The organism is Angustibacter sp. Root456 (assembly GCF_001426435.1).
In the GTDB taxonomy this organism is placed as follows: domain Bacteria; phylum Actinomycetota; class Actinomycetes; order Actinomycetales; family Angustibacteraceae; genus Angustibacter.
This window is the reverse complement of the sequence record NZ_LMER01000016.1, coordinates 198,644-224,545: the sequence shown is the minus strand read 5'-3', so window position 1 is coordinate 224,545 and position 25,902 is coordinate 198,644. Positions and strand designations below refer to the sequence as shown.

General features: G+C 74.1%; 19 protein-coding genes. 10 read left to right on the top strand and 9 right to left on the bottom strand.

Annotation, left to right across the window (positions count from 1 at the left end):
• Nucleotides 1–13 precede the first annotated feature (13 nt).
• Together pepN and ASD06_RS10970 are read left to right on the top strand one after the other, a co-directional pair.
• The gene (gene pepN / locus ASD06_RS10975) at nucleotides 14–2,566 is read left to right on the top strand and encodes an aminopeptidase N (protein ID WP_056677203.1); all 2,553 of its coding nucleotides are present in this window, start codon (nucleotides 14–16) and stop codon (nucleotides 2,564–2,566) included.
• A 186-nt stretch (nucleotides 2,567–2,752) separates the two neighbouring features.
• Entirely contained in the window at nucleotides 2,753–3,595 is an 843-nt protein-coding gene (locus ASD06_RS10970) for a phosphotransferase (protein ID WP_157371656.1), read from the top strand.
• A gap of 20 nt (nucleotides 3,596–3,615) precedes the next feature.
• Here the strand turns inward: ASD06_RS10970 and malQ are convergent, their stop codons facing one another.
• Complete coding sequence (gene malQ, locus ASD06_RS10965; protein ID WP_056677062.1) at nucleotides 3,616–5,766, bottom strand: 4-alpha-glucanotransferase; 2,151 nt, start codon at nucleotides 5,764–5,766, stop codon at nucleotides 3,616–3,618.
• 105 nt (nucleotides 5,767–5,871) lie between these two features.
• Here malQ and ASD06_RS10960 point away from each other — a divergent pair, with 105 nt between their 5' ends.
• The 6 genes from ASD06_RS10960 (at nucleotide 5,872) to ASD06_RS10935 (ending at nucleotide 14,164) form a co-directional block, all read left to right on the top strand.
• The gene (locus ASD06_RS10960; RefSeq protein ID WP_056677059.1) at nucleotides 5,872–8,013 is read left to right on the top strand and encodes a prolyl oligopeptidase family protein; all 2,142 of its coding nucleotides are present in this window, start codon (nucleotides 5,872–5,874) and stop codon (nucleotides 8,011–8,013) included.
• Complete coding sequence (locus tag ASD06_RS10955; protein WP_200942063.1) at nucleotides 8,010–9,071, top strand: GNAT family N-acetyltransferase; 1,062 nt, start codon at nucleotides 8,010–8,012, stop codon at nucleotides 9,069–9,071. The genes ASD06_RS10960 and ASD06_RS10955 overlap by 4 nt, the downstream gene beginning before the upstream one ends.
• A gap of 49 nt (nucleotides 9,072–9,120) precedes the next feature.
• Nucleotides 9,121–10,080 (top strand): mechanosensitive ion channel family protein, encoded by a 960-nt coding sequence (locus ASD06_RS10950; RefSeq protein ID WP_200942061.1) that lies wholly within the window; start codon nucleotides 9,121–9,123, stop codon nucleotides 10,078–10,080.
• 111 nt (nucleotides 10,081–10,191) lie between these two features.
• A complete protein-coding gene (locus ASD06_RS10945) occupies nucleotides 10,192–11,727 on the top strand; it encodes an SDR family oxidoreductase (RefSeq protein WP_056677057.1) in 1,536 nt (511 codons plus the stop codon).
• Between the two features lie 235 nt (nucleotides 11,728–11,962).
• Entirely contained in the window at nucleotides 11,963–12,349 is a 387-nt protein-coding gene (locus tag ASD06_RS10940) for a globin (protein ID WP_056677196.1), read from the top strand.
• 99 nt (nucleotides 12,350–12,448) lie between these two features.
• Complete coding sequence (locus ASD06_RS10935; RefSeq protein ID WP_056677053.1) at nucleotides 12,449–14,164, top strand: alpha-amylase family glycosyl hydrolase; 1,716 nt, start codon at nucleotides 12,449–12,451, stop codon at nucleotides 14,162–14,164.
• On the opposite strand, the gene ASD06_RS10930 is transcribed toward ASD06_RS10935, so the two are convergent.
• Nucleotides 14,139–14,696: a protealysin inhibitor emfourin gene (locus tag ASD06_RS10930; protein ID WP_056677048.1), complete on the bottom strand. Its 558-nt coding sequence runs from the start codon at nucleotides 14,694–14,696 to the stop codon at nucleotides 14,139–14,141. The genes ASD06_RS10935 and ASD06_RS10930 overlap by 26 nt on opposite strands.
• Before the next feature lie 110 nt (nucleotides 14,697–14,806).
• Here ASD06_RS10930 and ASD06_RS10925 point away from each other — a divergent pair, with 110 nt between their 5' ends.
• On the top strand, nucleotides 14,807–15,346 hold the full coding sequence (locus ASD06_RS10925; RefSeq protein ID WP_056677045.1) for a nitroreductase family deazaflavin-dependent oxidoreductase: 540 nt from the start codon (nucleotides 14,807–14,809) through the stop codon (nucleotides 15,344–15,346).
• A gap of 6 nt (nucleotides 15,347–15,352) precedes the next feature.
• Here the strand turns inward: ASD06_RS10925 and ASD06_RS10920 are convergent, their stop codons facing one another.
• The 7 genes from ASD06_RS10920 to ASD06_RS10890 are packed head-to-tail and all read right to left on the bottom strand — an operon-like array spanning nucleotide 15,353 to nucleotide 24,767.
• A complete protein-coding gene (locus tag ASD06_RS10920; RefSeq protein ID WP_200942059.1) occupies nucleotides 15,353–17,467 on the bottom strand; it encodes a glycogen debranching N-terminal domain-containing protein in 2,115 nt (704 codons plus the stop codon).
• Entirely contained in the window at nucleotides 17,464–18,528 is a 1,065-nt protein-coding gene (locus ASD06_RS10915) for a glycosyltransferase family 4 protein (RefSeq protein WP_056677041.1), read from the bottom strand. The genes ASD06_RS10920 and ASD06_RS10915 overlap by 4 nt, the downstream gene beginning before the upstream one ends.
• A 3-nt stretch (nucleotides 18,529–18,531) precedes the next feature.
• Entirely contained in the window at nucleotides 18,532–19,287 is a 756-nt protein-coding gene (locus ASD06_RS10910) for a universal stress protein (RefSeq protein WP_157371655.1), read from the bottom strand.
• Nucleotides 19,280–22,264 (bottom strand): glycosyl hydrolase family 65 protein, encoded by a 2,985-nt coding sequence (locus ASD06_RS10905; protein WP_056677034.1) that lies wholly within the window; start codon nucleotides 22,262–22,264, stop codon nucleotides 19,280–19,282. Before ASD06_RS10905 ends, ASD06_RS10910 begins: the two co-directional genes overlap by 8 nt.
• A complete protein-coding gene (locus ASD06_RS10900) occupies nucleotides 22,257–23,600 on the bottom strand; it encodes an alpha/beta family hydrolase (RefSeq protein WP_235502309.1) in 1,344 nt (447 codons plus the stop codon). The genes ASD06_RS10905 and ASD06_RS10900 overlap by 8 nt, the downstream gene beginning before the upstream one ends.
• Before the next feature lie 52 nt (nucleotides 23,601–23,652).
• Nucleotides 23,653–24,315: a hypothetical protein gene (locus ASD06_RS10895; RefSeq protein WP_056677031.1), complete on the bottom strand. Its 663-nt coding sequence runs from the start codon at nucleotides 24,313–24,315 to the stop codon at nucleotides 23,653–23,655.
• On the bottom strand, nucleotides 24,312–24,767 hold the full coding sequence (locus tag ASD06_RS10890; protein WP_056677027.1) for a thioesterase family protein: 456 nt from the start codon (nucleotides 24,765–24,767) through the stop codon (nucleotides 24,312–24,314). Before ASD06_RS10890 ends, ASD06_RS10895 begins: the two co-directional genes overlap by 4 nt.
• Before the next feature lie 72 nt (nucleotides 24,768–24,839).
• Between ASD06_RS10890 and ASD06_RS10885 the strand changes: the two genes are divergently transcribed.
• The gene (locus tag ASD06_RS10885) at nucleotides 24,840–25,892 is read left to right on the top strand and encodes a phosphotransferase family protein (RefSeq protein ID WP_056677024.1); all 1,053 of its coding nucleotides are present in this window, start codon (nucleotides 24,840–24,842) and stop codon (nucleotides 25,890–25,892) included.
• The last annotated feature ends 10 nt before the right edge of the window (nucleotides 25,893–25,902 follow it).

The window sequence follows — 25,902 nt, the reverse complement described above, 5'->3', positions numbered from 1 at the left end:
CCCGGAGATGCGCGTGCCTGGCATGAACCTCACCCGCGACGAAGCCGTCCAGCGGGCGTCCCACCTGTCGGTGTCGTCGTACGACATCACGCTGGACCTGACGACCGGCCCGGAGGTGTTCCGGTCGACCACGGTGGCGACGTTCTCGTCGTCGACCCCAGGCGCCAGCACCTTCATCGACCTGGTCGCGCGCACCGTGCACGAGGTCGAGCTCAACGGCCGCACCCTCGACCCGGCCGAGGTCGCCGACGGCGTGCGCGTGCAGCTCGACGACCTCGCCGCCGAGAACACCCTGCGCATCGTCGCCGACTGCCTCTACATGAACACGGGCGAGGGCCTGCACCGCTTCGTCGACCCGGTCGACAAGGAGGTCTACCTCTACAGCCAGTTCGAGGTGGCCGACTCGCGGCGCGTCTTCGCGGTGTTCGAGCAGCCCGACCTGAAGGCCGAGTTCACCTTCACCGTGACGGCGCCGAACCACTGGACCGTCGTCAGCAACTCGCCGACGCCCGAGCCGGAGGAGCTGGCCGAGGGCAAGGCCGTGTGGCGCTTCGCCCCGACGCCCCGCCTGGCGTCGTACGTCACCGCCATCGTGGCCGGGCCGTACCACGTCGAGCGCTCCGAGCTCACCAGCTCGGACGGCCGCACGATCCCGCTCGGTGTGTTCTGCCGCCACTCGCTGCGCGAGCACCTCGACGCCGACAACGTCGTCGAGGTCACCAAGCAGGGCTTCGAGTACTTCGAGCGCGTCTTCGACCTGCCGTACCCGTTCGAGAAGTACGACCAGCTGTTCGTGCCCGAGTTCAACGCGGGCGCCATGGAGAACGCCGGGGCCGTGACGTTCCTCGAGGCCTACGTGTTCCGCTCGAAGGTGCCCGAGGCCCTGGTCGAGCGGCGCGCGCTCACGATCCTGCACGAGCTGGCGCACATGTGGTTCGGCGACCTGGTGACCATGCGCTGGTGGGACGACCTGTGGCTCAACGAGTCGTTCGCCGAGTGGGCGAGCACGAGCGCGCAGGCCGAGAACACCCGCTGGCCGTGGGCCTGGACGACGTTCGGTGCCGCCGAGAAGTCGTGGGCCTACCGGCAGGACCAGCTGCCGACGACCCACCCGATCGTCGCCGACATCCGCGACCTCGAGGACGTCGAGGTCAACTTCGACGGCATCACCTACGCCAAGGGCGCCTCGGTGCTCAAGCAGCTCGTCGCCTACGTGGGTGAGGAGGAGTTCGTCCAGGGCCTGCGCCGCTACTTCAAGGCGCACGCGTGGGGCAACACCGAGCTCGCCGACCTGCTGCGCGAGCTGGAGGTCACCAGCGGTCGCGACCTGCGCGGCTGGAGCGCCCAGTGGCTGCAGCGCGCCGGGGTCAACACGCTCGTGCCGCACGTCGAGGTCGACGACCAGGGTCGCTACACCACCGTCGCCATCGAGCAGACCGCGCCGGCGGCGCACGCCGTGCTGCGCCCGCACCGGCTCGCCGTGGGCTGCTACGACCTGGTCGACGGCCGGCTGCAGCGCACCGACCGCATCGAGCTCGACCTGGTCGGTGAGCGGGTCGAGGTGCCCGAGCTCGCCGGCCGGCCGCGCGCCGACCTGCTGCTGGTCAACGACGACGACCTGGCGTACACGAAGATCCGCCTCGACGAGCACTCGCTCGCCACGGCCGTCGAGCACCTGGACGGGTTCGCCAGCTCGATGCCGCGCTCGGTGGTGCTCGGTGCGGCGTGGGACATGACCCGCGACGCCGAGTCGCCGGCCGCGCAGTTCGTGGAGCTCGCCCTGCGGGCCATCGCCACGGAGTCCGACTCCACGGTGCTGCGCCTGCTGCTCGCCCAGCTGACCACGACGTCGCGCCTCTACACCGCTCCTGAGCGGCGCACCGACGTCGGCGCGCACGTCACGACGAGCCTGCTCGACCTGGCCCGCGCGGCCGAGCCGGGCAGCGACCAGCAGCTGCAGCTCGTCACGGCGTTCGCCCAGGGCGCGCGCAGCGAGGAGCACGTGGCCGTCGTCCGCGGGTTGCTCGACGGCAGCGCGCCGCTCGAGGGGCTGGCCGTCGACACCGACATGCGGTGGACGCTGCTCACCTCGCTGGTGGCGGCCGGAGCAGCCGGTGAGGACGACATCCAGGCCGAGCTCGACCGCGACTCCACGGCCAACGGCCAGCGCGCCGCCGCCGCCGCGCGGGCGGCGATCCCCACGGTGCAGGCCAAGGACGCCGCGTGGGCGAGCGTCGTCGAGTCCGACGAGCTGCCGAACGCCGTGCAGGACTCGGTGATCCTCGGCTTCGGCCGGGTGCACGACGTGGAGCTGCTGCGCCCGTTCGTGCCGCGGTACTTCGCCGCGATCGAGAACGTCTGGGCGACGCGCACGAACGAGATCGCCCAGCAGATCGTGGTCGGCCTCTACCCCACGCTGCTCGCCGACGAGGCCCTCGTGACGGCGACGGACGAGTGGCTCGAGGCGCACCCCGACGCGATGCCGGCGCTGCGCCGTCTGGTCGCCGAGAACCGCGACGGGGTGGCTCGCGCCCTGCGGGCCCAGGCCACCGACCACCAGGCCTGACGGCCCGCGCTGCCGCGACGCAGCCGAGCCACCAGCACGGCCCTCAGGCCGCTCCGGACCCCTGGTCCGGGGCGGCCTGCGTCGTCCCCGCCCCCTCTCCCCGCCCCCTCTCCCCGCCCCCTCTCCCCGCCCCCCTCTCCCCGCCCGTGATCATGCACGCCAGCGCAGCCCAGGGTGCTGGCGTGCATGATCACGGCGGCGTGGGAGGGTGCTGCGGTGGCCGTCGAGGAACCGCTCAGCGGAGGGAACACCACCGTCGTCGTCCGGGTCGGTGACACCGTCCGGCGGCCGGTCGGCCCCTGGACGCCGGCCGTCCACGACCTGCTGAACCACCTGGCCGAGGCCGGGTTCGACGGCTCGCCGCGGGTGCTCGGCGTGGACGACGCCGCCAGGGAGGTCCTGCGGTTCGTGCCGGGCGAGGTCGGCACGCTGTCGCCGTCCGACCCGCTGCCGCGGTGGTTCCGCACCGAGGAGGCCTGCTGGGCCGTCGGCCGGTGGGTCCGCGAGTTCCAGCGCGCGCAGGCGGGCCTGCGCCTCGACACCGCGAAACCGTGGCGCCGGGCGCCCGGGGGTTCTCTGGGCGATGGCCAGGTGGTCGTGCACCACGACGTGTCGCCCTACAACACCGTGCGCCGAGACGACGGCTCCCTCGTCGTGCTCGACTGGGACTTCGCGCGGCCCGGCGACCCGATCGAGGACCTCGCGTGGGCGGCGTGGCGCTGGGTGCCGCTGATGAGCGGCACGTGGTGGCACGCCGAGTACGGCATCGACGACACCGAGGAGGTCGAGGGCCGCCACCAGCGCAACCTCGCCGCCCTGCTCGACGGCTACGGCCCGTCGGCGCGTCAGCGCCTCACCCTCGCCGCCGCGGTCGCGGCGCAGATGACGGGCCACGCCGCCGACCTGGAGGAGATGGCCCGTACCGACCCCGCCTTCGCACGGCTGGTCGAGCGCGACTACGCCCGCCTCGCCCGCGCGGACGCCGCGTGGTGGGTCAGCAGCGGCCACCGCCTGCGCTGGCGTGCATGATCACGCCGGAGGGGGTGGGGTCAGCGGGGGCGGACGGCGCGGGCGAGCGCCCGGGCGCGCCGCGCACGCGGCAGGTCGTCGAGCAGCACGGGCGTGCCGGAGCCGTCAGCCAGCGGTACCCGCCAGTTGGGGTACTCCTCGTCGGTGCCCGGCTGGTTGATCGTGCGGCGGTCGCCCACAGCATCGGCCAGTGAGACCCCGATGAGGCGGGCCGGCGTCCAGGTGAGGAACCGGTGCAGCGCCTCGACGGTCTCGCGCTCGGACGCACCCTCGCTCATCAGCCCACGCTCGACGAGCATCGACAGCACCGACGCGCGCTCGGCCTCGTCGATCTCGCGCTCTTCCTCGACCGGCCGGGTGAGCAGCCCGAGCTTCTCGCGCAGGTCGACGTGGACGCCGGCCAGGTACCCCGCGGTGGGCGGCAGGTCGTGCGTCGTGACCGTCGCCAGGCACAGCTCGCGCCAGGCCTCGGGCGGCAGCGGCCGCCCCTCGTCGTCCTTCTCGAACCACAGGATCGACGTGCCGAACACACCCCGCTCGCGCAGGTAGGTGCGCACCCACGGCTCGACGACGCCGAGGTCCTCACCGACGACGACGGCCCCCGCGCGGTGCGCCTCGAGCGCCAGGATGCCCACGAGCGCCTCGTGGTCGTACCGCACGTAGGTGCCCTCGGTGGGCGGGCAGCCGTCGGGCACCCACCACAGCCGAAACAGGCCCAGCACGTGGTCGACGCGCACGCCTCCTGCGTGCCGCAGCACCGTGCGCAGCATGTCGCGGTAGGGCGCGTAGCCGAGCTCGGCGAGCATGTCGGGTCGCCACGGAGGCTGGCTCCAGTCCTGACCCTGCTGGTTGAACGCGTCGGGCGGCGCACCCACCGACACCCCCCGGGCGAGCGCCGCGCCGAGGCCCCAGGCGTCCGCGCCCTCGGGGTGCACACCGACCGCGAGGTCGTGCACGACACCGAGCGACATGCCCGCCTCACGCGCCCGGCGGTGCGCTGCCGACAGCTGCTCGTCGGCCACCCACTGCAGCCAGCGGTAGAACTCGACGGTGGCCGCCAGCCGCTCGCGCTCGGCGGCGACCTCGCGCGAGGTGGGGTCGTGCAGCTCGACCGGCCACTGTCCCCACGGCAAGCCGTGCTCCTCGGCCAGGGCGCACCAGGTGGCGAAGTCGACCAGACCCTGCCCCTGCTCGACGCAGAACGACTCGAACTCGCGCTCGCGTGCGGCGCTGCGCGGCAGCTCGAACACCGTCTGCAGGGCCGAGCGCTTGGCCGTCCAGCACGCGTCGCGGTCGAGCGCGTCGACGGCGTTCGCGGCCTGGGCCGACTCGGCCTGCCACTCCAGCAGCTGGCGCTGGGCCGCGGGCATGTAGGCGACCTCGGGCACCGCCTCGACCCGGATGTAGATCGGGTTGACGAAGCGCCGGGTGGTCGGCAGGTACGGCGACGGCTCCATCACGCCGACGGGCTCGGCCGCGTGCAGCGGGTTGACGAGCACGAAGTCGGCGCCGAGGTCGCTGGCGCTCCACACCGCGAGCTCGGCCAGGTCGTCGAGGTCCCCGAGGCCCCACGACCGGCTGGAGCGGACGGAGTACAGCTGGGTCATGAAGCCCCAGCCGCGGCGCTCACCGGTCAGCGACGCGGGCAGCTCCAGGCGCTGCGGCGTCACGACGAGCGGACAGCTTGCGGTGGTGGCCTCGCCGGACGCCTCGACCCTGGCCACGAGCCGGTGCCAGCCGAGGGGCAGGTCGGCGGGCACGGCGAAGGTCGCCTCGCCCACCTGCGCGCCGTCGACCACCCGCGGCTCCACCCAGTGGTCCTGCTGGGTCAGCTCGCGGCGCCCGCCGCGCTCGAGCTCGGCCCACGCCTGCACCGAGCCGCCGTGCGGCAGGTGCACGGGCACCCAGGGGGCCGTGCCGGCACGGGTGACCACCACGGGTGGGAGCGTGCGCCGCCACGGACGCTGCTCGGCCTGCTCCAGCGCCACCTGCACGGCGTCGTCGGACGACGCGTCGACCCCGAGTGCGGCGAGCACCGCCACGATCGTCGTCGCGGGCACGAGCACGTGCTCGCCCTGCCAGTTCCAGTACTCGGTGGCGACGCCGAACTCGCGGGCCAGGGCGACCAGCGCGGGGCTGGGCGTCGGTGCGTGCTGCGCGTCGTCGGTCACGGTGGCTCTCTGGGCTGGGGGCGGCGGGCGTGGCGGGGGCCGGCGTGGTGCGGGCCGGGTGCGTCAGGCGGTGCGACGTCCGATCCTGCCACGTAGGCTGCGCCCATGCCGTCTCCTGCTCAGCCAGACAGCAACTGCTACCCCGAGGCGGCCCGGTCGGGCCTCGTCGAGCGCCTGCCCGCCGACGCGCCGACGTACGACGTCGCCGACCCCTACCGGTGGCTCGAAGACGCCGACAGCGAGGCCACTCGCACGTGGTCGCAGGCGCAGGACCAGCTCTTCGCCGACCAGCGTGCCGGCTGGACGATGCGCGAGCACTTCCGCAGCCGGGTCACGCGCCTGCTCGAAGCCGGTGTGGTGGGCTCACCCGCCTGGCGCGGAGAGCGGCAGTTCCTCATGCGCCGCGTGGCCGGCCAGGAGCACGCTGTGCTGCTCACCGTCGACGCCGACGGCACCGAGCGCGTGCTGCTCGACCCCATGGCCATCGACCCGTCCGGTGCCACGACGCTCGACAGCTGGCAGCCCAGCAAAGAGGGCGACCTGCTCGCCTACCAGCTGAGCGAGGGCGGCCGCGAGGAGTCGGTGCTGCGCGTGATGGACGTCGACACCGGCGACGTCCTCGACGGCCCCATCGATCGGCTGCGCTACTCCCCCGTCGCCTGGCTGCCCGGCGGCAAGGCCTTCTACTACGTGCGGCGCATCGACACCGCCCACCTGCCGGCCGACGAGCAGCAGTACCACCGTCGCGTCTGGCTGCATCGGCTCGGCACGTCGAGCGACCACGACGTGCTGGTCTTCGGCGAGGGGCTGGCCAAGACCAACTACTACGGCGTCTCGGTGTCGATGGACGGGCGCTGGCTCACCGTGAGCGCCGCCGAGGGCACCGCGCCGCGCAACGACGTCTGGCTCGCCGACCTGCAGGAGAGCTCGCTCGAGCAGCCGGCGCTCACCGTCGTCCAGCAGGGAGTCGACGCCCAGACCTCGGTGCACGTGGGCCGCGACGGGCGCGCCTACGTGCTCACCGACCGTGACGCCCCGCGCGGGCGGCTCGCGGTCGTCGACCCGAGCACGCCGGACGCCGAGCACTGGACCGACCTGCTGGCGCAGGACGACGTCGCGGTGCTCGAGGACTACGCGGTGCTGGATGGCCCCGAGCTCGCCGGCCCACGTCTGCTCGCGTCGTGGACCCGGCACGCGGTGAGCGAGGTGACGGTGCACGACCTCGCGAGCGGCGAGCGCCTCGGGGAGGTGCCCCTGCCCGGCGTGGGGTCGGTCGGTGGCCTCAGCGAGCGCCCCGAGGGCGGCCACGAGGTGTGGTTCGGCTACACCGACTCGGTGACGCCGAGCAGCGTGCAGCGCTACGACGCCCGCACTGGCGCGACGAGCACGTGGGCCACCGCGCCCGGCGCCGTCGAGGTGCCGTCGGTGACGACCCAGCAGCTGGTCTACCGCAGCAAGGACGGCACCGAGGTGCACCTGCTGCTGGTGGCCGGCGACCGGCGTCCGGATCGCCCGCGGCCCACGATCCTCTACGGGTACGGCGGCTTCGGGCTGCCGCTCACCCCGGGCTACTCCGCCGGCATCCTGGCCTGGGTCGAGGCCGGTGGCGTCTACGCCGTGGCTGGGCTGCGCGGTGGCGGCGAGGAGGGCGAGGACTGGCACCGAGCCGGCATGCTCGCCACCAAGCAGAACGTGTTCGACGACTTCCACGCCGCCGCCGAGTTCCTCGTGGCCGAGGGCTGGACGACGCCCGAGCAGCTGTCGATCTCGGGCGGCTCCAACGGCGGGCTGCTGGTGGGTGCGGCGATCACCCAGCGGCCCGAGCTGTTCGCTGCCGCCGTCTGCTCGGCGCCGCTGCTCGACATGGTGCGCTACGAGCTGTTCGGCCTCGGCGCCACCTGGGCGAGCGAGTACGGCACGGCGGCCGACCCCGAGCAGCTGGGCTGGCTGCTGGGCTACTCGCCGTACCACCACGTGCACGAGGGCACCCGCTACCCCGCGACCCTGTTCACCGTGTTCGACGGCGACACTCGCGTCGACCCGCTGCACGCCCGCAAGCTGGCCGCGGCGCTGCAGCACGCGACGTCCGCGCCGCTCGACGAGGCGCCGGTGCTGGTGCGGCGCGAGGCCGACGTCGGGCACGGCGGGCGCGCGGTCTCGCGCAGCATCGAGCTGACCTCCGACACCCTCGCCTTCGCCGCGCACTTCACGGGGCTGGAGACCTCGGGCGCCGGGGCCGGCCGGTGAGCGACCTGGGCCGGGGCTGGACCGAGTCGGCCGCCACGTCCGACGACGTCGACGACCTCGCCGCGCTGCTCGCCCGGCACGAGGAGGCGGCGCGCGGGTGGTCGTCGTCGGGACGCGACGCGGTGGCCACCGACGTCGTCGGGGCTGGTGCGGCGGCGCGCCGGCACCTCGTCGCGCGTGACCGCGAGGGCGAGGTGCGCGCGTGGGGCACGGTGCACGACCGCGCGGCGGGTCGGGTGATCGTGTCGGTGGTGGTCGACCCGACGCTCGCCGCGGCGCAGGCCAGCGCCCTGGCCCAGCGACTGTTCGACTGGGCCGAGCACGCGGCCGTGGCCGTCGCTCGTGAACGCGGCCTGGCCGTCACCCAGCTGGACTCCGGCTGTTTCGCCGACGACCCGCGCCAGCAGGAGTGGCTGCGCGCCAGCGGCTTTCGGCCGATGCGCTCGTGGTGGCAGATGACCCGGCCCGTCGACCCGGCCGAGGGCAGCGAGGGTGCGTTCGCACCGCCCGCGCCCGGCGTCGTCATCCGGCGGGTGCGCGGGGCCGATGCTGCGGACGGCGCCCTGCCCGACGCCGACGACCTGCGCACCGTGCACGACGTGCTCGAGGCGTCGTTCACCGACCACTTCAACTCCCACGAGGAGCGGTTCGAGGAGTTCGTCGCGCGCCTGCGGGCGGACCCCGGCCACCGCTGGGACCACTGGTGGATCGCGGAGCTGACCCGCGACGACGGCCCTGACGGTGCGAGCGTCGAACCCGTCGGAGCCCTGGTGTCGTCGGTGCTCGGCGCGGGCTCCAGCGGCCACGAGGGCAGCTACGTCGAGTACCTCGGTGTGCTCGCGGGAGCCCGCGGCCGGGGCGTCGCCAGCAGCCTGCTGCACACGGTGGTGGCCGACGCCGCGCGGCGCGGGCGCGACCGGGTGGGCCTCGAGGTCGACGCCGACAACCCCACCGGCGCGGCCCGGTTGTACCTCGCCGCCGGGTTCGTCACGCGGTACGTCACGCAGTCCTGGCACCGCGACGTGCCGGTGGACGCTGCTCTCGACGTCTCCCCGTAGCGTGGGACGCTGCCGCTGACGTCGCGCCAACCCCAGGAGGACCCCACCCGTGCTGCGTGCCATTCTCGGCGCCTCGCCGTCCCTCGACACCCGCAAGCTGGCGGGCCTGCCCGACCGCCTGAGCGAGTGGCTGCTGACGCACGGCCTGCGGATCCTGCTCATCGTCGTCGTGGCCGTGGTGCTGCGGTGGGTGCTGCAGCGAGCGGTGACTCGGTTCGTGCGACGCGCGGTCGACTCCGGCCTCACCACGCACCTGGGGCGCAACCGCGCGACCCGGGTGATCGCGTCGGCCACCGGCGCGCTGAGCGAGCGGCGGCGCCAGCGCACCGAGACGCTCGGCTCGGTGCTGCGCAGCCTGATCACCGCCGTGGTGTTCGGTGTGGCCTTCCTCATGGTGCTGTCGGAGTTCGGCGTCGACCTCGCGCCGCTGCTGGCGTCCGCCGGCGTGGCCGGCGTCGCGCTCGGCTTCGGGGCGCAGAGCCTGGTGAAGGACTTCCTCAGCGGCATCTTCATGCTGCTGGAGGACCAGTACGGCGTCGGCGACCTCATCGACGTCGGTGAGGCGGCCGGCACGGTCGAGGAGGTCACGCTGCGGGTCACCAAGCTGCGCGACCCCAGCGGGGTCGCGTGGTACGTGCGCAACGGCGAGGTCGTCCGCGTCGGCAACAAGAGCCAGGGCTGGTCGACCGCCGTGGTCGACCTACCGGTGGCCTACACCGAGGACGTCGAGAAGGTGCTCGGCATCATCCGCGAGGTCGCGCACACCATGTACCTCGACGAGAAGTGGTCGCCGGTGATGATCGACGAGCCCACCGTCGCGGGCGTGGAGCAGATCACCGGCAACACGGTGACGATCCGGGTGTTCGCCAAGACCGAGCCGAACGAGCAGTGGGGCGTGCAGCGTGAGCTGCGCGAGCGGGCCAAGATCGCCTTCGACCGGGCCGGGGTGCGCGCACCGCAGGTGTTCCCGCAGGCGCCGTCCGGTGGCACGATCAGCGGCACCATCTGATTCCAGCGTCACCGTGGTGCCTGCGCATCGTCCGTGATGCCCACCCACCACGATCGCGGTGCGACCGGGTCAGGGCGGGCGGTACCGCTGCCCCCACGAGAGGCTGGGCGCATGACGCGCACCGCTCTGGTCACCGGCGCCACCGGCTACATAGGCGGCCGGCTCGTCCCCGAGCTGCTCGACGCCGGCTGGAACGTCCGCGTGCTCGTGCGGACCCCGCGCAAGCTGCGCGACCGGCCGTGGGCTGACCGCATCGAGGTGGTCGAGGGCGACGTCGGCGACACCGACGCCGTTCGGGCAGCGCTGGAGGGCACCGACGCCGCCTACTACCTGGTGCACAGCCTCGACACCGGTCGCCGCTTCGAGCGGCGCGACCGCGCCCTGGCCCGCAGCTTCGCCCGCGCCGCGCGCGCCGCCCACGCCAAGCGGCTGGTCTACCTCGGCGGCCTGTACCCCGACGTCGACGAGCTCTCGCCGCACCTGGACTCGCGCAAGGAGGTCGAGGAGATCCTGCTCGACTCCGGGGTGCCGACGGCGGTGCTGCGGGCCGCGGTGATCATCGGGTCGGGGTCGGCGTCCTTCGAGATGCTGCGGTACCTCACCGAGCGGCTGCCGGTGATGATCACGCCCCGCTGGGTCGACAACCGGATCCAGCCGATCGCCGTGCGCGACGTCCTGCGCTACCTCGTGGGCGCGGCCGACCTGCCGGACGACGTCAGCCGCGGCTTCGACATCGGCGGCCCGGACGTGCTCACCTACCGCCAGATGATGCAGCAGTACGCCGAGGTGGCCGGCCTGTCGCGGCGCACGATCCGCCCGGTGCCGGTGCTGTCGCCGAACCTGTCGAGCCACTGGGTCGGCGTGATCACGCCGGTGCCCAGCTCGATCGCGCGGCCGCTGGTGGAGTCGCTGGTGCACGAGGTGGTGTGCAAGGAGCACGACATCGCGCGGTACGTGCCCGACCCGCCCGGCGGCCTCGTGGGCTTCACCCGCGCGGTGTCGCTGGCGCTCGCCAAGGTGCAGGCGTACGACGTCGCGACGCGGTGGTCGTCGGCCTCTGCCCCTGGCGCGCCGAGCGACCCGCTGCCCAGTGACCCGGACTGGGCGGGCGGCTCGCTGTACGTCGACGAGCGCTGTTCGCCGGTGAACGCCTCGCGCGAAGCCCTGTGGTCGGTGATCGAGAGCATCGGGGGGCAGAACGGCTGGTACAGCTGGCCCCTCGGGTGGTGGGCTCGCGGGGTGCTCGACCGCCTGTGGGGCGGCCCGGGCCTGCGGCGCGGACGCCGCGACCCCTTCGACCTGTCGGTGGGCGACGCGCTCGACTGGTGGCGGGTCGAGGAGGTCGACGACCTCGAGCTGCTGCGGCTGCGCGCCGAGATGCGGCTGCCCGGCCTGGCCTGGTTGGAGCTGGCGGTCGACGACGGGCCGGGCGGCCAGGTGGTGTTCCGCCAGCGCGCCCTGTTCGCACCGCGAGGGCTCGTCGGACACCTCTACTGGCAGCTCATCAAGCCGTTCCACGGCATCGTCTTCGGCGGGATGCAGCGCGGGATCGCCGCCGAGGCCGAGCGGGTGCAGGCCGAGGGCCGCGCGAGTCGGTGGCGCCGGTCGAGCAACCTTCCGGGCACCCCGGGTCGTCCTACAGCCTGACGACGTCCGAGCTCCGGACGGCGCGGTCGAGCAGGGGGTACGGATCTGACCGAGGACCTCGTCCAGACCCGCGCTGGCCAAGGCGTGGGGCGCGTGGAGCCGCATCGACGGTGAGCCGGACGCCTACGTGCGCAAGGTCATGGTCGACACCTTCGCGACGTGGTGGCGGCGCCGCTGGAGCGCTCGTGGAGGTCGGTGTCTCCAGTCGGTGAGCCTGCTTGAGACACTGACCGACGTGAGCGAGCAGCAGCGGACCTTCTACGACGAGGTGGGCGGCCACGAGTTCTTCGTGCAGTTGATCCACCGCTTCTACGAGGGCGTCGCGTCCGACCCGGAGCTGCGGGCGCTGTACCCGGAGGAGGACCTCGGCCCGGCTGAGGTGCGGTTCCGGATGTTCCTCGAGCAGTACTGGGGCGGCCCCACGACGTACAGCGAGCAGCGCGGGCACCCGCGCCTGCGCATGCGGCACCACCCGTTCGCCGTCACGCCGTACATGCGCGACCGCTGGCTGCACCACATGCGCGTGGCGCTCGACGAGCTCGACCCCGCACCGGCTCACGAGCTGCTGCTCTGGGACTACCTGCAGCGCGCCGCCCACTCGCTGGTCAACACGCCGGGCTGAGCGCGACCCGGCCTGCGACCGACCGCCCGCGTCCGACCGGCGGACGCCACGGGTCAAGCGTTTGCACTCCAGGCGCCCGGAGGCCGTAGCCTTCTGCGCGTGACCGCACAGCCGACGACCGCCGACGCCACCTCGAACCAGACCCAGCACACCGCTGCGCGGCCCGCGCCGGGCCAGGAGTGGTGGCGCACCGCCGTGATCTACCAGGTCTACCCGCGCTCGTGGGCCGACTCCGACGGCGACGGCGTGGGCGACCTGCCGGGCATCACCGCCCGCCTCGACCACCTCGTCGAGCTCGGCGTCGACGCGCTGTGGCTGTCGCCGTTCTACGTCTCACCGCAGGCCGACGCCGGCTACGACGTCGCGGACTACCGCGCGGTCGACCCCGTCTTCGGCGACCTGGTCGCGGCCGACCTGATGGTGGCGCGCGCCCACGAGCTGGGCCTGCGCGTCATCGTCGACATCGTCCCCAACCACACGAGCGACGAGCACGCGTGGTTCCGCGCGGCGCTCGCCTCGCCGCCGGGCAGCCCCGAGCGCGCCCGCTACCTGTTCCGCGACGGCAAGGGCCCGGACGGCGACGAGCCGCCGAACCACTGGCGTTCGGTGTTCGGCGGCCCGGCCTGGACCCGCATCACCGAGGCCGACGGCACGCCCGGGCAGTGGTACCTGCACCTGTTCGACGTCAAGCAGCCCGACCTGGACTGGACCAACCCCGAGGTGCGCGCGGAGTTCGAGTCGATCCTGCGCTTCTGGCTCGACCGCGACGTCGACGGCTTCCGCATCGACGTCGCCCACGGCCTGGTCAAGGCTCCCGGCCTGCCCGACTGGGACCGCGACGTCGAGATGCTGCAGCACTCCGACCCGCGGTTCTCCCGCCCGCCGTTCTGGGACCAGGAGGGCGTGCACGACATCTACCGCCGCTGGCACGAGATCGCCGCCGAGTACGCCGGTGACCGCGTCCTCGTGGCCGAGGCCTGGGTGGATCCGCCGTCGCGCATCGCCCGCTACGTCCGCCCGGACGAGCTGCACCAGTCGTTCAACTTCTCCTACCTCGTCACCCCGTGGCGCGCGCCCGACCTGCGGGCCGTCGTCGACGAGTCGCTGCAGGCCATGGGCGCCGTGGGCGCACCGACGACGTGGGTGCTCAGCAACCACGACGTGCTCCGGCACAGCACGCGGTTCGGCTTCGAGGCCGGCACCGAGCTGCCCAACGGCATCGGCATGGGTGACCCGCAGCCGGACGTCGTGCTCGGCCTGCGCCGGGCCCGCGCCGCCACGCTCGTGATGCTCGCGCTGCCCGGCAGCGCCTACCTCTACCAGGGTGAGGAGCTCGGCCTGCCCGAGCACACCCTGCTACCGGACGCCGTGCGCCAGGACCCCACGTGGGTGCGCTCGGGCCACCAGCACCGCGGCCGCGACGGCTGCCGCGTGCCGATCCCGTGGGCGAGCGACCGGCCCTCCTACGGGTTCGGCCCGTCCGACCTCAGCTGGTTGCCGCAGCCGGACGTCTGGCAGGCCTACGCCCTGGACGTGCAGCGCGGGGCGACGGGCTCGACGTACGAGATGTACCGCGCGGCGCTGGCCGCCCGGCGCGAGCACGCCCTCGGGGCCGGCGAGCTGGCGTGGGTCGACGGCCTGCCCGAGCAGGTGCTGGCCTTCCGCACCGGCGACGTGATCGTGCTGGCCAACACCGGCCCGGACGACGTCGAGCTGCCGGCCGAGCTGGCTGCGCCGCCGCTGCTCGCGAGTCAGCCGGACGTCGGCGCCGGCGTGCTGCCGAGCGACGTCACCGTGTGGATCCCGGCGAGCTGAACAGCGCGCCGAGCTCCTCCAGCAAGGGACGCACGGTCTCTGGTGCGGTGGTCTCGGTCGTGGTGAAGGTCGTCCCGTCGTACCGCAGGACGTAGGTGAACTGGTCGCTGCGCCGCTCGGTGGGCGACTGCGTCGCCAGGTGCGGCAGGTCGGCGGCCTGCAGGGCGTTGACGATCGCGGCGAGCTGGCCCTCGCTCAGCTGCCGCGTCACGGGCGCCTTGCCCTGGCTCACGACGGTGTAGGTGCCGTCGGGGCGCAGCTCGAGGCGGTCTTTCAGGCCACCGATCCCGCCGGTGCGCGTCAGCACCAGCGTGAAGGAGATGCCCTCGGTCATGCGCGCTCCAGGGGTGGGCGAGGCGGACGGCGAGGCGGACGTCGTCGTCGCCCCCGACGCGGTGGTCTGTGCGGCAGTGGTCGGTGCGGTGCCGCTGCCGGACTCCGCCCCGCACGCGGCGGTGCCGAGCAGGGTGGTCGCGGCCAGGGCGGCGAGGGTGGGCAGGGTGCGCGCGGTCGTCCTCGTGGTGGCTCGCATGGTCCTGGGACGCTACCAGCGCCTGTCCGGTTCCACCCTGTTTCAGCCGGTGGTCGCAGCCGGGGTGCGCGGCGCACACTGGTCCCTACCGCCGAGCGAGGGACCGCGCCATGACCTACGAGCCGCCGTCCGCCTGGGACGACACAGCGCCGTCCCCCTACGCCGGCGCCGCGCTGGTGCACCGCACGGTGCGCCGCGTCGGAGGCATCGCACCGGTGAGCCGTGTGCTCGCGCGCACGCTGCACCACCTGGACCGACCGGTGATCCGGGTGAGCGGCGGCCGGCACACGCTCACGAGCCTGCTCACCGGCCTGACCGTCGCCGACCTCACCACCACCGGCGCGCGCACCGGCCGGCCGCGCCGGACGCCGGTGCTGGGGTTCCCCGCCGACGACGGGCTGGTCGTCATCGCCTCCAACTACGGCCAGCGGCACCACCCGGCGTGGTACCACAACCTCCTGGCCCATCCCGAGGCCGAGCTGCTCGTGCGCGGGCGGTCGACGCCGGTCGTCGCCGAGCTCGCCCAGGGTGAGTGGCGCGCCCGGCTGTGGGCGCAGGCCACGACGCTCTACCCCTCGTGGGACCGCTACGCCGAGCGCGCCGCGCACCGCGAGATCGGGGTCTTCGTGCTCCGCTCGGCGGCCCGCTGACCGGTGCTACTCGAGGAGCTCCAGCGCCGGACCAGCGAGCGTGTCGAGCCGCCAGTCGGTCGCGGTCACCTGCAGCGCGACCCGCGAGCGCCCGAGGCGCAGGTTCACGAGGTCGAGCGGCAGGTACTGCTCAGGCACCGCCGGTGCGCAGCGCAGCCGACCGCGGTGCACCTGCGGTTCGAGGCGCAGCAGCGCCCGCAGCAGCTCGAGCGGGGCGGCCGCCGCCCAGGCCTGCGGCGAGCACGATGTCGGGTAGGGCACCGGAACGCCCACCTGGTCCCGCGCGTGCCCGCAGAACAGCTCGGGCAGTCGGTGACCGAAGTGGGCGGCCGCCTCGAGCAGCGCGACGGCGACCTGCTGCGCCTGCTCGACGAAGCCATACCGCATCAGCCCGCTGACGCACAGCGCCGTGTCGTGCGGCCACACCGAGCCGTTGTGGTAGCTGAGCGGGTCGTAGGCGCCCATGTCGGTCGCCAGCGTGCGCACGCCCCACCCGCTGAAGAGCCGCGGCGAGGTCAGCAGCTCGGCGAGCCGGGGTGCGCGCGCCTCGGCGACGATGCCGGTCCACAGACAGTGCCCGAGGTTGGAGGTGAGCGCGTCGACCGGGCGCTTGTCGGCGTCGAGCGCCACGGCGTACCACCCGCGCTCAGGAAGCCAGAACTGCTCGTCGAAGCGCCGGCGCAGCGCCTCGGCGCGCTCGGTCCAGCGCCGCACTCCCACTGGGTCACCGGCGCACTCGGCCAGCCGCGCCCGCGCGCGGTACGCGGCGTACACGTAGCCCTGCACCTCGGCCAGGGCGATGGGGGCCCGGGCCACCGACCCGTCGGCGAAGTTCACGCCGTCGCCGGAGTCCTTCCAGCCCTGGTTGACCAGTCCCCGCTCGGTCTTGCGCTCGTACTCGACGAAGCCGTCGCCGTCGACGTCGCCGTGGTGCTCGACCCACTCCAGCGCCCGGTCGGCGGCGGGGAGCAGGGCGCGCAGCCGGTCGTCGAACACGTCCCACGTCGCGAGCTCGCCGAGCAGCATCACGAACAGGGGGGTGGCGTCGACGCTGCCGTAGTAGGCGCTGCGCCCGCCGAGCGACAGGTGCGCAGCCGGGCCGAGCCGCAGCTCGTGCACGATGCGCCCGGGCTCCTCCTCCGACGCCGGGTCGAGCGCGCGGCCCTGGTGGTCGGCGAGGGTCTGCAGCGTGCCGAGGGCGAGCGAGGTGTCGACCGGCAGCACCATCCACGACGTCAGCAGCGAGTCGCGGCCGAACGGCGCCATGAACCACGGGGCGCCGGCGGCCACCACGACGCGGTCGGGGTGCGCCGGGTCGAAGATGCGCAACGTGCCGAGGTCCTCGACGCTGCGCTGCAGGACTCGGGCGAGGTCGGGGTCGGCGGTGCGCATGAGCGGGCTGCTGCGCCGCCAGTCCCGCAGCCGCTGCGCGGGGTCGGTGTGCTCGACCGGCAGCCCGCGGGGGTGGCGCAGCGGCAGCCGGTCGCCGTCGAAGACGCCCACCACCTCCACGGACGTCGACCACGTGCCCCGAGCCGGCAGGTCCAGGCTCCACGACAGCCCCGCCGGGCCGATGTCGGCGCCGTCGTCGCCGCGCACCTCGACGGCCACTGACCGTTCCCCTCGGCGGCGGGTCAGCGTCAGGACGCCGGGCACCACCTCGCGCCGCGACCAGCCGTTCGCGGGCGCCGTGCCCGCCTTGACCTCGAAGACGTCGGCGAAGTCGGTGTCGACGAGCAGGGTGAGGCGGCACGACACCGGCTGGGCCGAGTCGTTGACGACGTCGAGGTCCTCGCGCATGCCGTGCCCGACGTACCGGCGGCGCACGATGAGCAGGGCCGGCCGCACGTCGCGCGCCCTCGGCCGCCAGGTGATGATCTCGGCACTGAACGGCTCGGGGTGCCGCACGGTCATGGCCTCCGGTGGCTGGCCGTCGACGAGTAGCTCCCAGCGCGACAGCAGGCGGATGTCGCGCACGTACACGCCTTGTGAGCTGCCGGTGCGGATGCTGCCGTCGGCGTCGCTGATGCAGAAGCTGGATCCCTCGACGACGGTGATGGCCCCCGCTCCGAGACCCTCGCTCGCGGGCGCCTCCTCGAACGCCCACGGGTCCGTCGTCACGGCAGCAGCGCCGGATCGTGGTGGGCGGCTCGCTGCACGCGCAGGTACAGGCCGAGGTAGTCGCGCGCCATCCGCTCGATCGAGAAGCGGCGCTCGGCGGCGATGCGGCAGTCGCCGCGGTCGAGCTCGTCGATCCGCCGCACCGCCTCGACCATGGCGTCCTCACCACCGCACAGGAAGCCGGTGCGTCCGTGGTCGACGATCTCCGGTGCCGCTCCGTGGGGGAACGCGATCACCGGCGTCCCGCTGGCGAGCGCCTCGATCATCACCATGCCGAACGGTTCCGGCCACGCGATGGGGTTGAGCAGCGCGCTGGCGCCCGCGAGCAGCGCGGTGGCCTCCTCCAGGGTCGCCTCCTCGGGCCGCTCGGCACCCGGACCGAGCAGCGGCGCCACCTCGCGTTCGTAGTAGGCGACCTCCTCGGGTTGGCGCATCTTGGTGGCGATCACCAGCTGCCGTCCTGTGCGCGCGGCGACCCGTACCGCCACGTGGACCCCCTTGTCGGGCGACATCCGCCCCAGGAACAGCAGGTAGCCATGCTCGGCCGAGGGGCGCGGGTGGTAGCGCTTGACATCGACCCCGTGGTGGACGACGGCTCCGACCGGCACGCCGTGCGCCGACCTGGCGTGGGCGTGCGACACCGCCACGACGGTGGCGCGTCTCGCCACGACGCTCAGCACGCGAGCCGCCTCGGGCGTGAACGGGTTGTGGTGGGTGAGCACCACCGGCGGGCCGGGTGCCGCGCCGGCGTGGTCGATCGTGAGCGGGCCCACCAGCGGGCCGAGCAGCGTGTGGTCGTGGATCACGTCGACGTCCTGCAGCGCCTCGTACGCCGCCGCCACGTGCGCGGCCTCGGTCAGCGCCTGGCCCATGTCGTCCTGGGCTTCACCGAACAACGCCAGCCGCCGCACGGGGCAGGTCGACACGGCCACCGTGAAGAGCCGCACGTCGTGCCCCATGTGGCTCAGCCCGCGCGCGAGCCCGTCGATCATCGCCTCGATGCCGCCGTAGCTCGTCGGCGGCACCGGGAGCCACGGGGGCGCCACGATGCCGATACGCATGGCTCAGGACATCCTCGCGCCCGGTTGCTCGGCCAGGGCCCAACGTCCCTGCGGCGGGTCCTCGCCATCGGCGTCGCGTCCGCTCACTGGCACGAGCATGACGGGGACGTGCGCCTCGAGCACCGAGCGGCGCACCGTCCGGGCCCGGCCGTCCTCCAACCGCTGTGACCACCCCAGCGCGATGAGGTCGGCTCCGAGCCCCTCGGCCACCTCGACCACGCTGTCCTCCGGCGCCCCCACCCGCACCTCGAGCCGCACGCCGGCTCCGCGGACGTGCCGAGACATGAACTCCTCGGCCCACACGTTGAGGGCGTGCACGTCCTGGTCCCAGTACGGCGGCGCCGTCCCCGGGCCGAAGACGTGCAGCACGACCAGGTCGACGTCCGCTCGGCGACACAGCTCGATGGTGTGCTCCACGGCGCGCGCGCACTCGCGGGAGCCGTCGAGCGGCACCAGCACGCGCCCGATCGGGTTCGGGCCGCTGGGCAGGTCCGGTGGCAGCAGCACCAACGGCTTGGTCGACTCGCGCATGACCCGCCACGACGGGGCTGCGGGGTCGACCGCGGCCGGGACGACGCCCACCAGCACGTCGGCCGGTTCCAGTGCCTCCAGCACCGCGAGGGCAGCGCGGTCGGGGTCGTCGGAGGCGACGCCGACCTCCCGCACGCGCGCTCGCATCAACGACGCCACGGCGCTGGCGACGTCGAGCACGGGTCCGCGCCTGGCCTCATCGGTCACTGCGGCAACGACTTCAGGCACCTCGCACCCCCTGGATCGCAGATGGCTGGTGGTCAGCGCGCTCGACGCGGGCGCGCTTCGACACGACCTGCACCGGGCCGGTTCCCACCGCAACCGGCACGCGGCCGTCGACGTCGACGTGCACGTGAGTGGAGTCGACGTGGACGCGCACCCGCCGACCCAAGCACCGAAAACGCAGCCTCAGGCTCGGCCAGGCCCGCGGCAGCACGGGGTCGAGCAGCAGGACGCCACCGCGCACGCGCGCACCCAGGAAGCCCACCAGCATGGCCTGCCACACACCCCCGAGCGTGCCCAGGTGCAGACCGGCGGCGGTCATGCCGTGCTCGTCGCCGAGGTCGATGGCGAGCGCCTGGCGCAGCATCACGAGGGCGTCGTCCGGGCGCCCCGCTCGCGCCAGCAGCGACGCCGAGATCGCCGGCGACAGTGACGACCCGTGGGCGGTGCGCGGGCCGTAGTGGTCGAGGTTGGTGACCAGCGAGCCGGGCGCCACGTCGTCCGGCACCAGGTGGTGCAGCATGAGCACGTCCGGCTGCTTGATGACCTGCGAAGCGGCGACCCGGTCACGGCCGAACAGCACGTCCGCGGCCATGGGCGGGGGCGCCAGATCGGCCGCGAGGAGCGGCTCGAGCCGGTGGTAGCCGCGGAACTGCTCGTACAGCCCGGTGGCCGGGTCGTAGCCGTCGACGAGGGCGTCAGCGAGCGCGCGCCACGCCGGCGCCTCGGCCGGACACAGCCCCCACGGTTCCGCGAGATCCGCTGCGGTGCGCAGGTTCCAGCGCGCCATCACGTTCGTGTAGGCGTTGTCGTCGACCGAGTCGTGGTACTCGTCCGGGCCCATCACGCCGTCGAGGTGCGCCCGGCCCTCGGAGTCCGTGCGGCACCTGCTCGTCCAGTACCGAGCGGTGTCGAGCACCAGCTCGAGCTCGGCCGACCCCGGCTGGAGGCGGCGTCCGCTCCAGTGGGCGCACTGCAGGGCGGCCCAGGCGACGTCCGCGGTGATGTGCTCCTCCTGACGGCCCGTCAGCACGGGGGCGGGCTGCGCGCCGATCGCCACGCTCACCGGCGTCACGTCGTCGCCGGCGGCGGCCGACTCCCACGGGAAGCGCGCACCTGCGTGGCCGGCGGCGCGCGCGCTCGCCCGCGCTGCACCCAGCCGGTGCAGCCGGTAGCGCACCATCGCGTGCGCCGACGACGGGTCGATGGCGACGAGTGCGGGCAGCACGAACACGTCGGCGTCCCAGAACACGTGGCCGAGGTAGCCGGGCCCCGACAGGCCCCGAGCGCCCACGGCCAGCTCGTCGTGGCGTCCGGTGTTGCACCACAGCTGGAAGAGGGCGAACCGCACGGCTCGCTCGGCGTCCGGGTCGTCGGGGATGCGGACGTCGACGGCGTCCCAGCGTTCGGCCCAGGCGGCGCGGTGCTCGGCGAGCAGGGCGTCGAAACCCAGAGCCGCCGCCTCGCGCAGCGCCTGGTGGGCGGCAGCCAGCGACGGTTGCCGACGGGCGTCGGCCGTGAGGGCGACGATCCGCTCCACCGACCGCACCTCACCACGGCCGACGGACTGCTGCGCCACGGCTGCGATGCCCCCGCCGAGGTCGCTCGCCACCCGCGCCCACGGGCCAGCGGCGAGGCGGCCGTGGGGCATCGGCAGCGCAGCCGGTGCTCGGAACGTCGGCCCCGGGCGCAGCCGGCCTGGCGCCGCCTCGGTGCGCAGCGCCATCACGCCGGGCCGGCTGGCGCTGCAGAACCGCACGGAGCGCACCGGCGGGCCGGTACCGCCGACCTCCTCGCGGGCCAGCACACCCGTGCGCAGGTCGAGCACGCGCACGTCCTGTTGCGGCGAGGGTGCCACCTCCAGCTCGGTCCACGACGGCCCGGGCAGCAGGTGCTGGTCGGGGCCGCGGCGGTGGTAGACGCCGGCCGCGAGGAGCAGCGGCACGGACGCCGCCTCCTCGGTCGAGCCGCGCACCGCCATCCCCCCGGCGCCCGTGGTGAACAGCGTCTCGGTGATGCGGTGGCGCAACGGGTCGGCGCCGGTCTCGACCACCGTCCACGCCGGATCGGCGTCGACCACCGGTGCGCGGCGGCGGGCATGACGCACGAGCTGGTCGTCGAGCAGCTGCACGAAGCGCGCCGGCCCACCGCCGAGCCAGCGGACGCCAGCCGGCACCCCTGACGGCTCCACACCCACCGAGACCACGACGGCCCTCGCGGCTTCGGGCACGAGCATCATCGAGTCGCTGCCGGGCGCGCCGCCCAGGGGCCCGAACTCGTCACCCGCGACGAGCAGCAGCCCGGGGCCGACGCCGATCCGCCACCACCGCGCCAGCAGTGCCCGCATCGCGTCGGACTTGTCGGTGAGACCGATCTCGACGTGCTTGGCGTCGCTCGTGACGCGTGGGTCGGGCAATCCGGCGTCGCGGGCGGCGGTGAGCGCGAGCGTCACGACGTCGGGCAGGCCGCCGAAGCCGGCCGCCCGCGCTCGGCGCGTCACCTCGTCGACGAGCTCGGCGATGCGGGCCTTCGGTGGCTCGGCCCAGGCCGGCTCGGGCAGCAGGTCGATCTTGCGTCGGTTCAGCCGCCGCACCACGACGCCGCCGAGACCGCGCGCCACCAGCGCGTGCGCCACCTGCTGGGCGGCGGCGTCGAGGGCGTCGTCCTCGACCGGCGTGGCCGTACGGCGGGTGAGCAGCCACGGGCCGTCATCGCGCACCTCGTACAGCTCCGACCCGCGGTTCGTGGCGAGCAGCAGGTGGCCCGGGCCGCTCGGTCGAGCGCGCAGCTGGCCGTCGACGTTCTCGACGTGCGTGCCACTCACGACGGCCACGTGCACACCCGTGGCGCACAGGCGTTCGATGCGCCGGCGCACCGCCGTGGCGGGTGCTCGACGGTCGGCGACCGCCGTGCCATCCCAGTCGAGCACCACTGCCGCGGCGGTGTGGTCGGGGAAGCCCAGCCCAGGGGGGTCGTCAGCCATCGGCGTCCACCGGGTGGTGAGAGGGCTGGGCGGCGGGCGGGTGCAGGTGCGTGGTGAACCAGCCGGCGGCCAGGTCGGCCACCTGCTCCAGCGTCCCGGGCTCCTCGAACAGGTGGGTCGCCCCCGGCACCACCACCAGCCGGCTCGGGCACCGCAAGCGCTCCTGGGCGCGCTGGTTGAGCTCGAGCACCACGTCGTCGTCACCGCCGACGACCAGCAAGGTGGGGGCCCGCACGAGCGGCAGGTGATCGGGCGCCAGATCGGGCCGCCCGCCCCGGCTCACCACGGCCTGCACCGTGGACGCCGGATCCGCGGCCGTCGCGATCGCGGCCGCGGCCCCGGTGCTGGCACCGAACAGGCCGAGCGGCAGCCCGCGCGTGCGCGCGTCGTGCGCCAGCCAGCGGCAGGCTGCACCCAGCCGCTCGCTCAGCAGCGGGACGTCGAAGACGAGGTCGCGCCGACCGTCCTCCTGCGCGGTGAGCAGGTCGAGCAGCAGCGTCGCCAGCCCGGCCTGCTGCAGCCGCCCGGCGACGTACCGGTTGCGGGGGCTGTGCCGGCTGCTGCCGCTGCCGTGCGCGAACGCGATGACGCCCACGGGCGACGCCGGCACGGTCAGCGTGGCCGCGAGGTCGACGTCCCCGGCGGGCACCGTCACTTCCGGGTCAAGCGTGGCGGGCCTCGGCGCGGTGGTGCTCTCGGCGAGCAGCCGCGCGACCGTGTCGTCCGAGACCTGCGCGAAGTCGTCGTACCACTGGCCGACGCTCGAGAACCACGGCGGCACCGAGAGGACCACCACCTCGTCGGCGTCGCGCCGCACGACCTCGACTGCCTCCCGCGAGGCCACGGGCACGGCCACGACGACGCGCTGGGCGCCACTGGCTCGGGCGATCTGGCAGGCCGCGCGCATGGTCGAGCCGGTGGCGATGCCGTCGTCCACCACCACCGCGACGCGCCCGGCCAGCGGCAGCGCCTGGCGGCCGGGGCGGAACCGCGCGCAGCGCACATCGACCTCGCGCTGCTCGTCGCCCTGCACCGCCGCCAGCTGCGCCGCCGTCACGCCCGAGCGGCGCAGCACCTCTTCGTTGAGCACCCGCACCCCGCCCTCGCCCACGGCGCCCATGGCCAGCTCGCGCTGGTACGGCAGGCCGAGCTTGCGGACGACGAGGACGTCGAGCGGCGCCCCGAGGGCCTGAGCCACCGGGACGGCGACGGGAACCCCACCGCGGGGGACGCCCAGCACCACGACCTGGCCGGCCGGCCACGGGCGTGCGGCCAGGTGGTCGGCGAGCCGGCGGCCGGCGTCGGCGCGGTCGGCGAAACGGTGCACGCGCTCCACGCCCTCGACCCTCCCGCCTGCCGGCCGCGTCGATCCAGGGCCGAAGGTCCGCTCAGAGCAGCGACGGACGCGCCAGCACGTGCCCGCGTGGGGTGCTGAGGCGGCGCCACGAGCCGCGTGCCAGCACGGCGACCTCGGCGGTGTCAGGGCCGAGGAAGCCGAGGGCGTCGGCCGTGTAGGCCGCGCCTGCAGGCAGTCCGGGCGCACCCGGCACGTCGCGACCCCACACCAGCGCCCGCAGGCGCGCGACGGCCTGCGCGCCCGAGCCCTCAGGAGCGCCGTCGGCGATCTCCTGCGTGCCGGCCCGCACGGCCTCCTCGAGCACCTCGCGCGTGACGCTCCCTGCGTCGTCCCAGCCCGTCCGCGGCGGTGACACCCCGGCCCACCCGGCGTCGGTCACCTGCACCGGCGGGACGGCGAGCGCGATGGGCTCGTCGGCCGGGGCGCTCACCGAGGGGGTGAGGTGGGCCAGCCGGTCGGTGACCGCCGCGAGCGCGACCGTGACGTCGACGTCCGACGGCTCGGCCAGCGGCAGCACGCGCAACCCCAGCACGGTGGGCCCACCGCTGCCGTGCACGGGTGAGACGTACACGGCCAGGCCCGAACCCACCGCCACGAGTCGCACCGCGCCGTCGGGGTCGACGCGCCGGGCGCGACCGACGTACGTCGCCAGGTCGGCGAGGGCAGCCGCCGGCACCAGCAGGTGGTCGCTCACTGCGCGCGCCGCATCCGGAAGGGCACCGGCTCGCCGCGCAGGGCCTCCAGTCGCTCGACGTCCGCGTGGCTGATCCGCTTGGGGCGCTCGCTCACCAGGTCGTAGATCACGAGGGTCGACGCGGCGAGCGCGTAGCGCACGCGCTCCTCCCCCGGGTGCTCGTCGTACACCTCGTAACCGACGTCGATGCGGGCGCCCTTGATCGTCGTGATCCACAGGTCGATGTGCACCGGCTCGGGCCGCCACTTCAGGGGCTTGACGTACTCGATCTCGTGCCGCGCCACGAGGATTCCGGTGTCGAGCAGGCTCTTGTCACCCTCGCCCGCCTGGTGGGCGGCGAAGGCCTCGATCCGCGCGTCCTCGAAGAACCGCAGGTACTGCACGTTGTTCACGTGGCCGTACGCGTCCATGTCCGACCAGCGCATCGGGTAGTCGCAGCGGTAGTGAGCCATGCCGACATCATGGCGTGCCGTCGACCACTGGTTAGATCCGGCGCCGGGATCTGGCTGAGATACGGTGCGTCGGTGTCCCCTGACCCGGCGTCGCCGCGAGGTGTCGACCTCGCCGCCCTGACCCTCTGGCTCGACGAGCACCACCCCGGTCTACGCGGTGGACCGCTGAGCGCCGAGCTCATCGCAGGCGGCCGGTCGAACCTCACGTACACGCTGGACGACGGCGCCCACCGATGGGTGCTGCGACGTCCGCCGTTGGGCCACGTGCTGGCGACGGCGCACGACATGGCGCGCGAGTTCCGGGTGATCAGCGCGCTGCACGCGGCGCACGACACCGCCCACGTGCCAGTGCCCGAGCCCGTGCTGCTCTGCGACGACGAGTCGGTCATCGGGGCGCCGTTCTATGTCATGCAGCGAGTCGACGGCGTGGTGCTGCGCGACCGCGCCGCGCTGCTGGGTGTGCCGGAGGACGAACGCGCCGGGCTGGCGAACCGGTTGGTCGACACGCTCGCCGCCCTGCACCGCAGCGACCCGAAGTCGTTGGGACTGAACGACTTCGGCCGGCCCGACGGCTTCCTCGAGCGGCAGGTGCGCCGGTGGTCGACCCAGCTGGAGGCGAGCCGCAGCCGCGAGGTCGAGGGCATCGACGCGCTGCGCGATGCCCTTGCCGGTGCGGTGCCGACGTCGCCGCGACCCTCGGTCGTGCACGGCGACTTCCGCCTCGACAACCTGCTCGTCAGGCCTGGCGCGTGGGACGTCGCCGCCGTCCTCGACTGGGAGATGGCCACGCTCGGCGACCCGCTCACCGACCTCGGGCTGCTGCTCGTCTACTGGGGTGAGGGCGGCGAGGTGGCGTCGTCCCTCGGGCCGGTCGCCGACACCCCCGCCTCGGTCGCCGGCTTCCCCGATGGCTCGGCGCTTGCCGCCCGCTACGCCGCGACCACTGGCACCGACCTGACCTCGCTCCCCTGGTACGTGGCGTTCGGCTACTTCAAGCTCGCCGTGATCCTCGAGGGCATCCACTACCGCTACACCCAGGGGCAGACCGTAGGGTCGGGGTTCGACGGCATCGGCGCCGTGGTCCCCGGGCTCGTCGCCGCCGGCGCCGCGGCCCTGGCGCGCTGAGGAGGACCAC

Bases quoted from the DNA above. Each gene is read 5' to 3' on its own strand.
- ASD06_RS10970 (WP_157371656.1), top strand. From the start codon at position 2,753: ATGATCACGGCGGCGTGGGAGGGTGCTGCGGTGGCCGTCGAGGAACCG.
- ASD06_RS10960 (WP_056677059.1), top strand. From the start codon at position 5,872: ATGCCGTCTCCTGCTCAGCCAGACAGCAACTGCTACCCCGAGGCGGCC.
- ASD06_RS10945 (WP_056677057.1), top strand. From the start codon at position 10,192: ATGACGCGCACCGCTCTGGTCACCGGCGCCACCGGCTACATAGGCGGC.
- ASD06_RS10930 (WP_056677048.1), bottom strand. From the start codon at position 14,696: ATGCGAGCCACCACGAGGACGACCGCGCGCACCCTGCCCACCCTCGCC.
- ASD06_RS10925 (WP_056677045.1), top strand. From the start codon at position 14,807: ATGACCTACGAGCCGCCGTCCGCCTGGGACGACACAGCGCCGTCCCCC.
- ASD06_RS10915 (WP_056677041.1), bottom strand. From the start codon at position 18,528: ATGCGTATCGGCATCGTGGCGCCCCCGTGGCTCCCGGTGCCGCCGACG.
- ASD06_RS10905 (WP_056677034.1), bottom strand. From the start codon at position 22,264: ATGGCTGACGACCCCCCTGGGCTGGGCTTCCCCGACCACACCGCCGCG.
- ASD06_RS10890 (WP_056677027.1), bottom strand. From the start codon at position 24,767: ATGGCTCACTACCGCTGCGACTACCCGATGCGCTGGTCGGACATGGAC.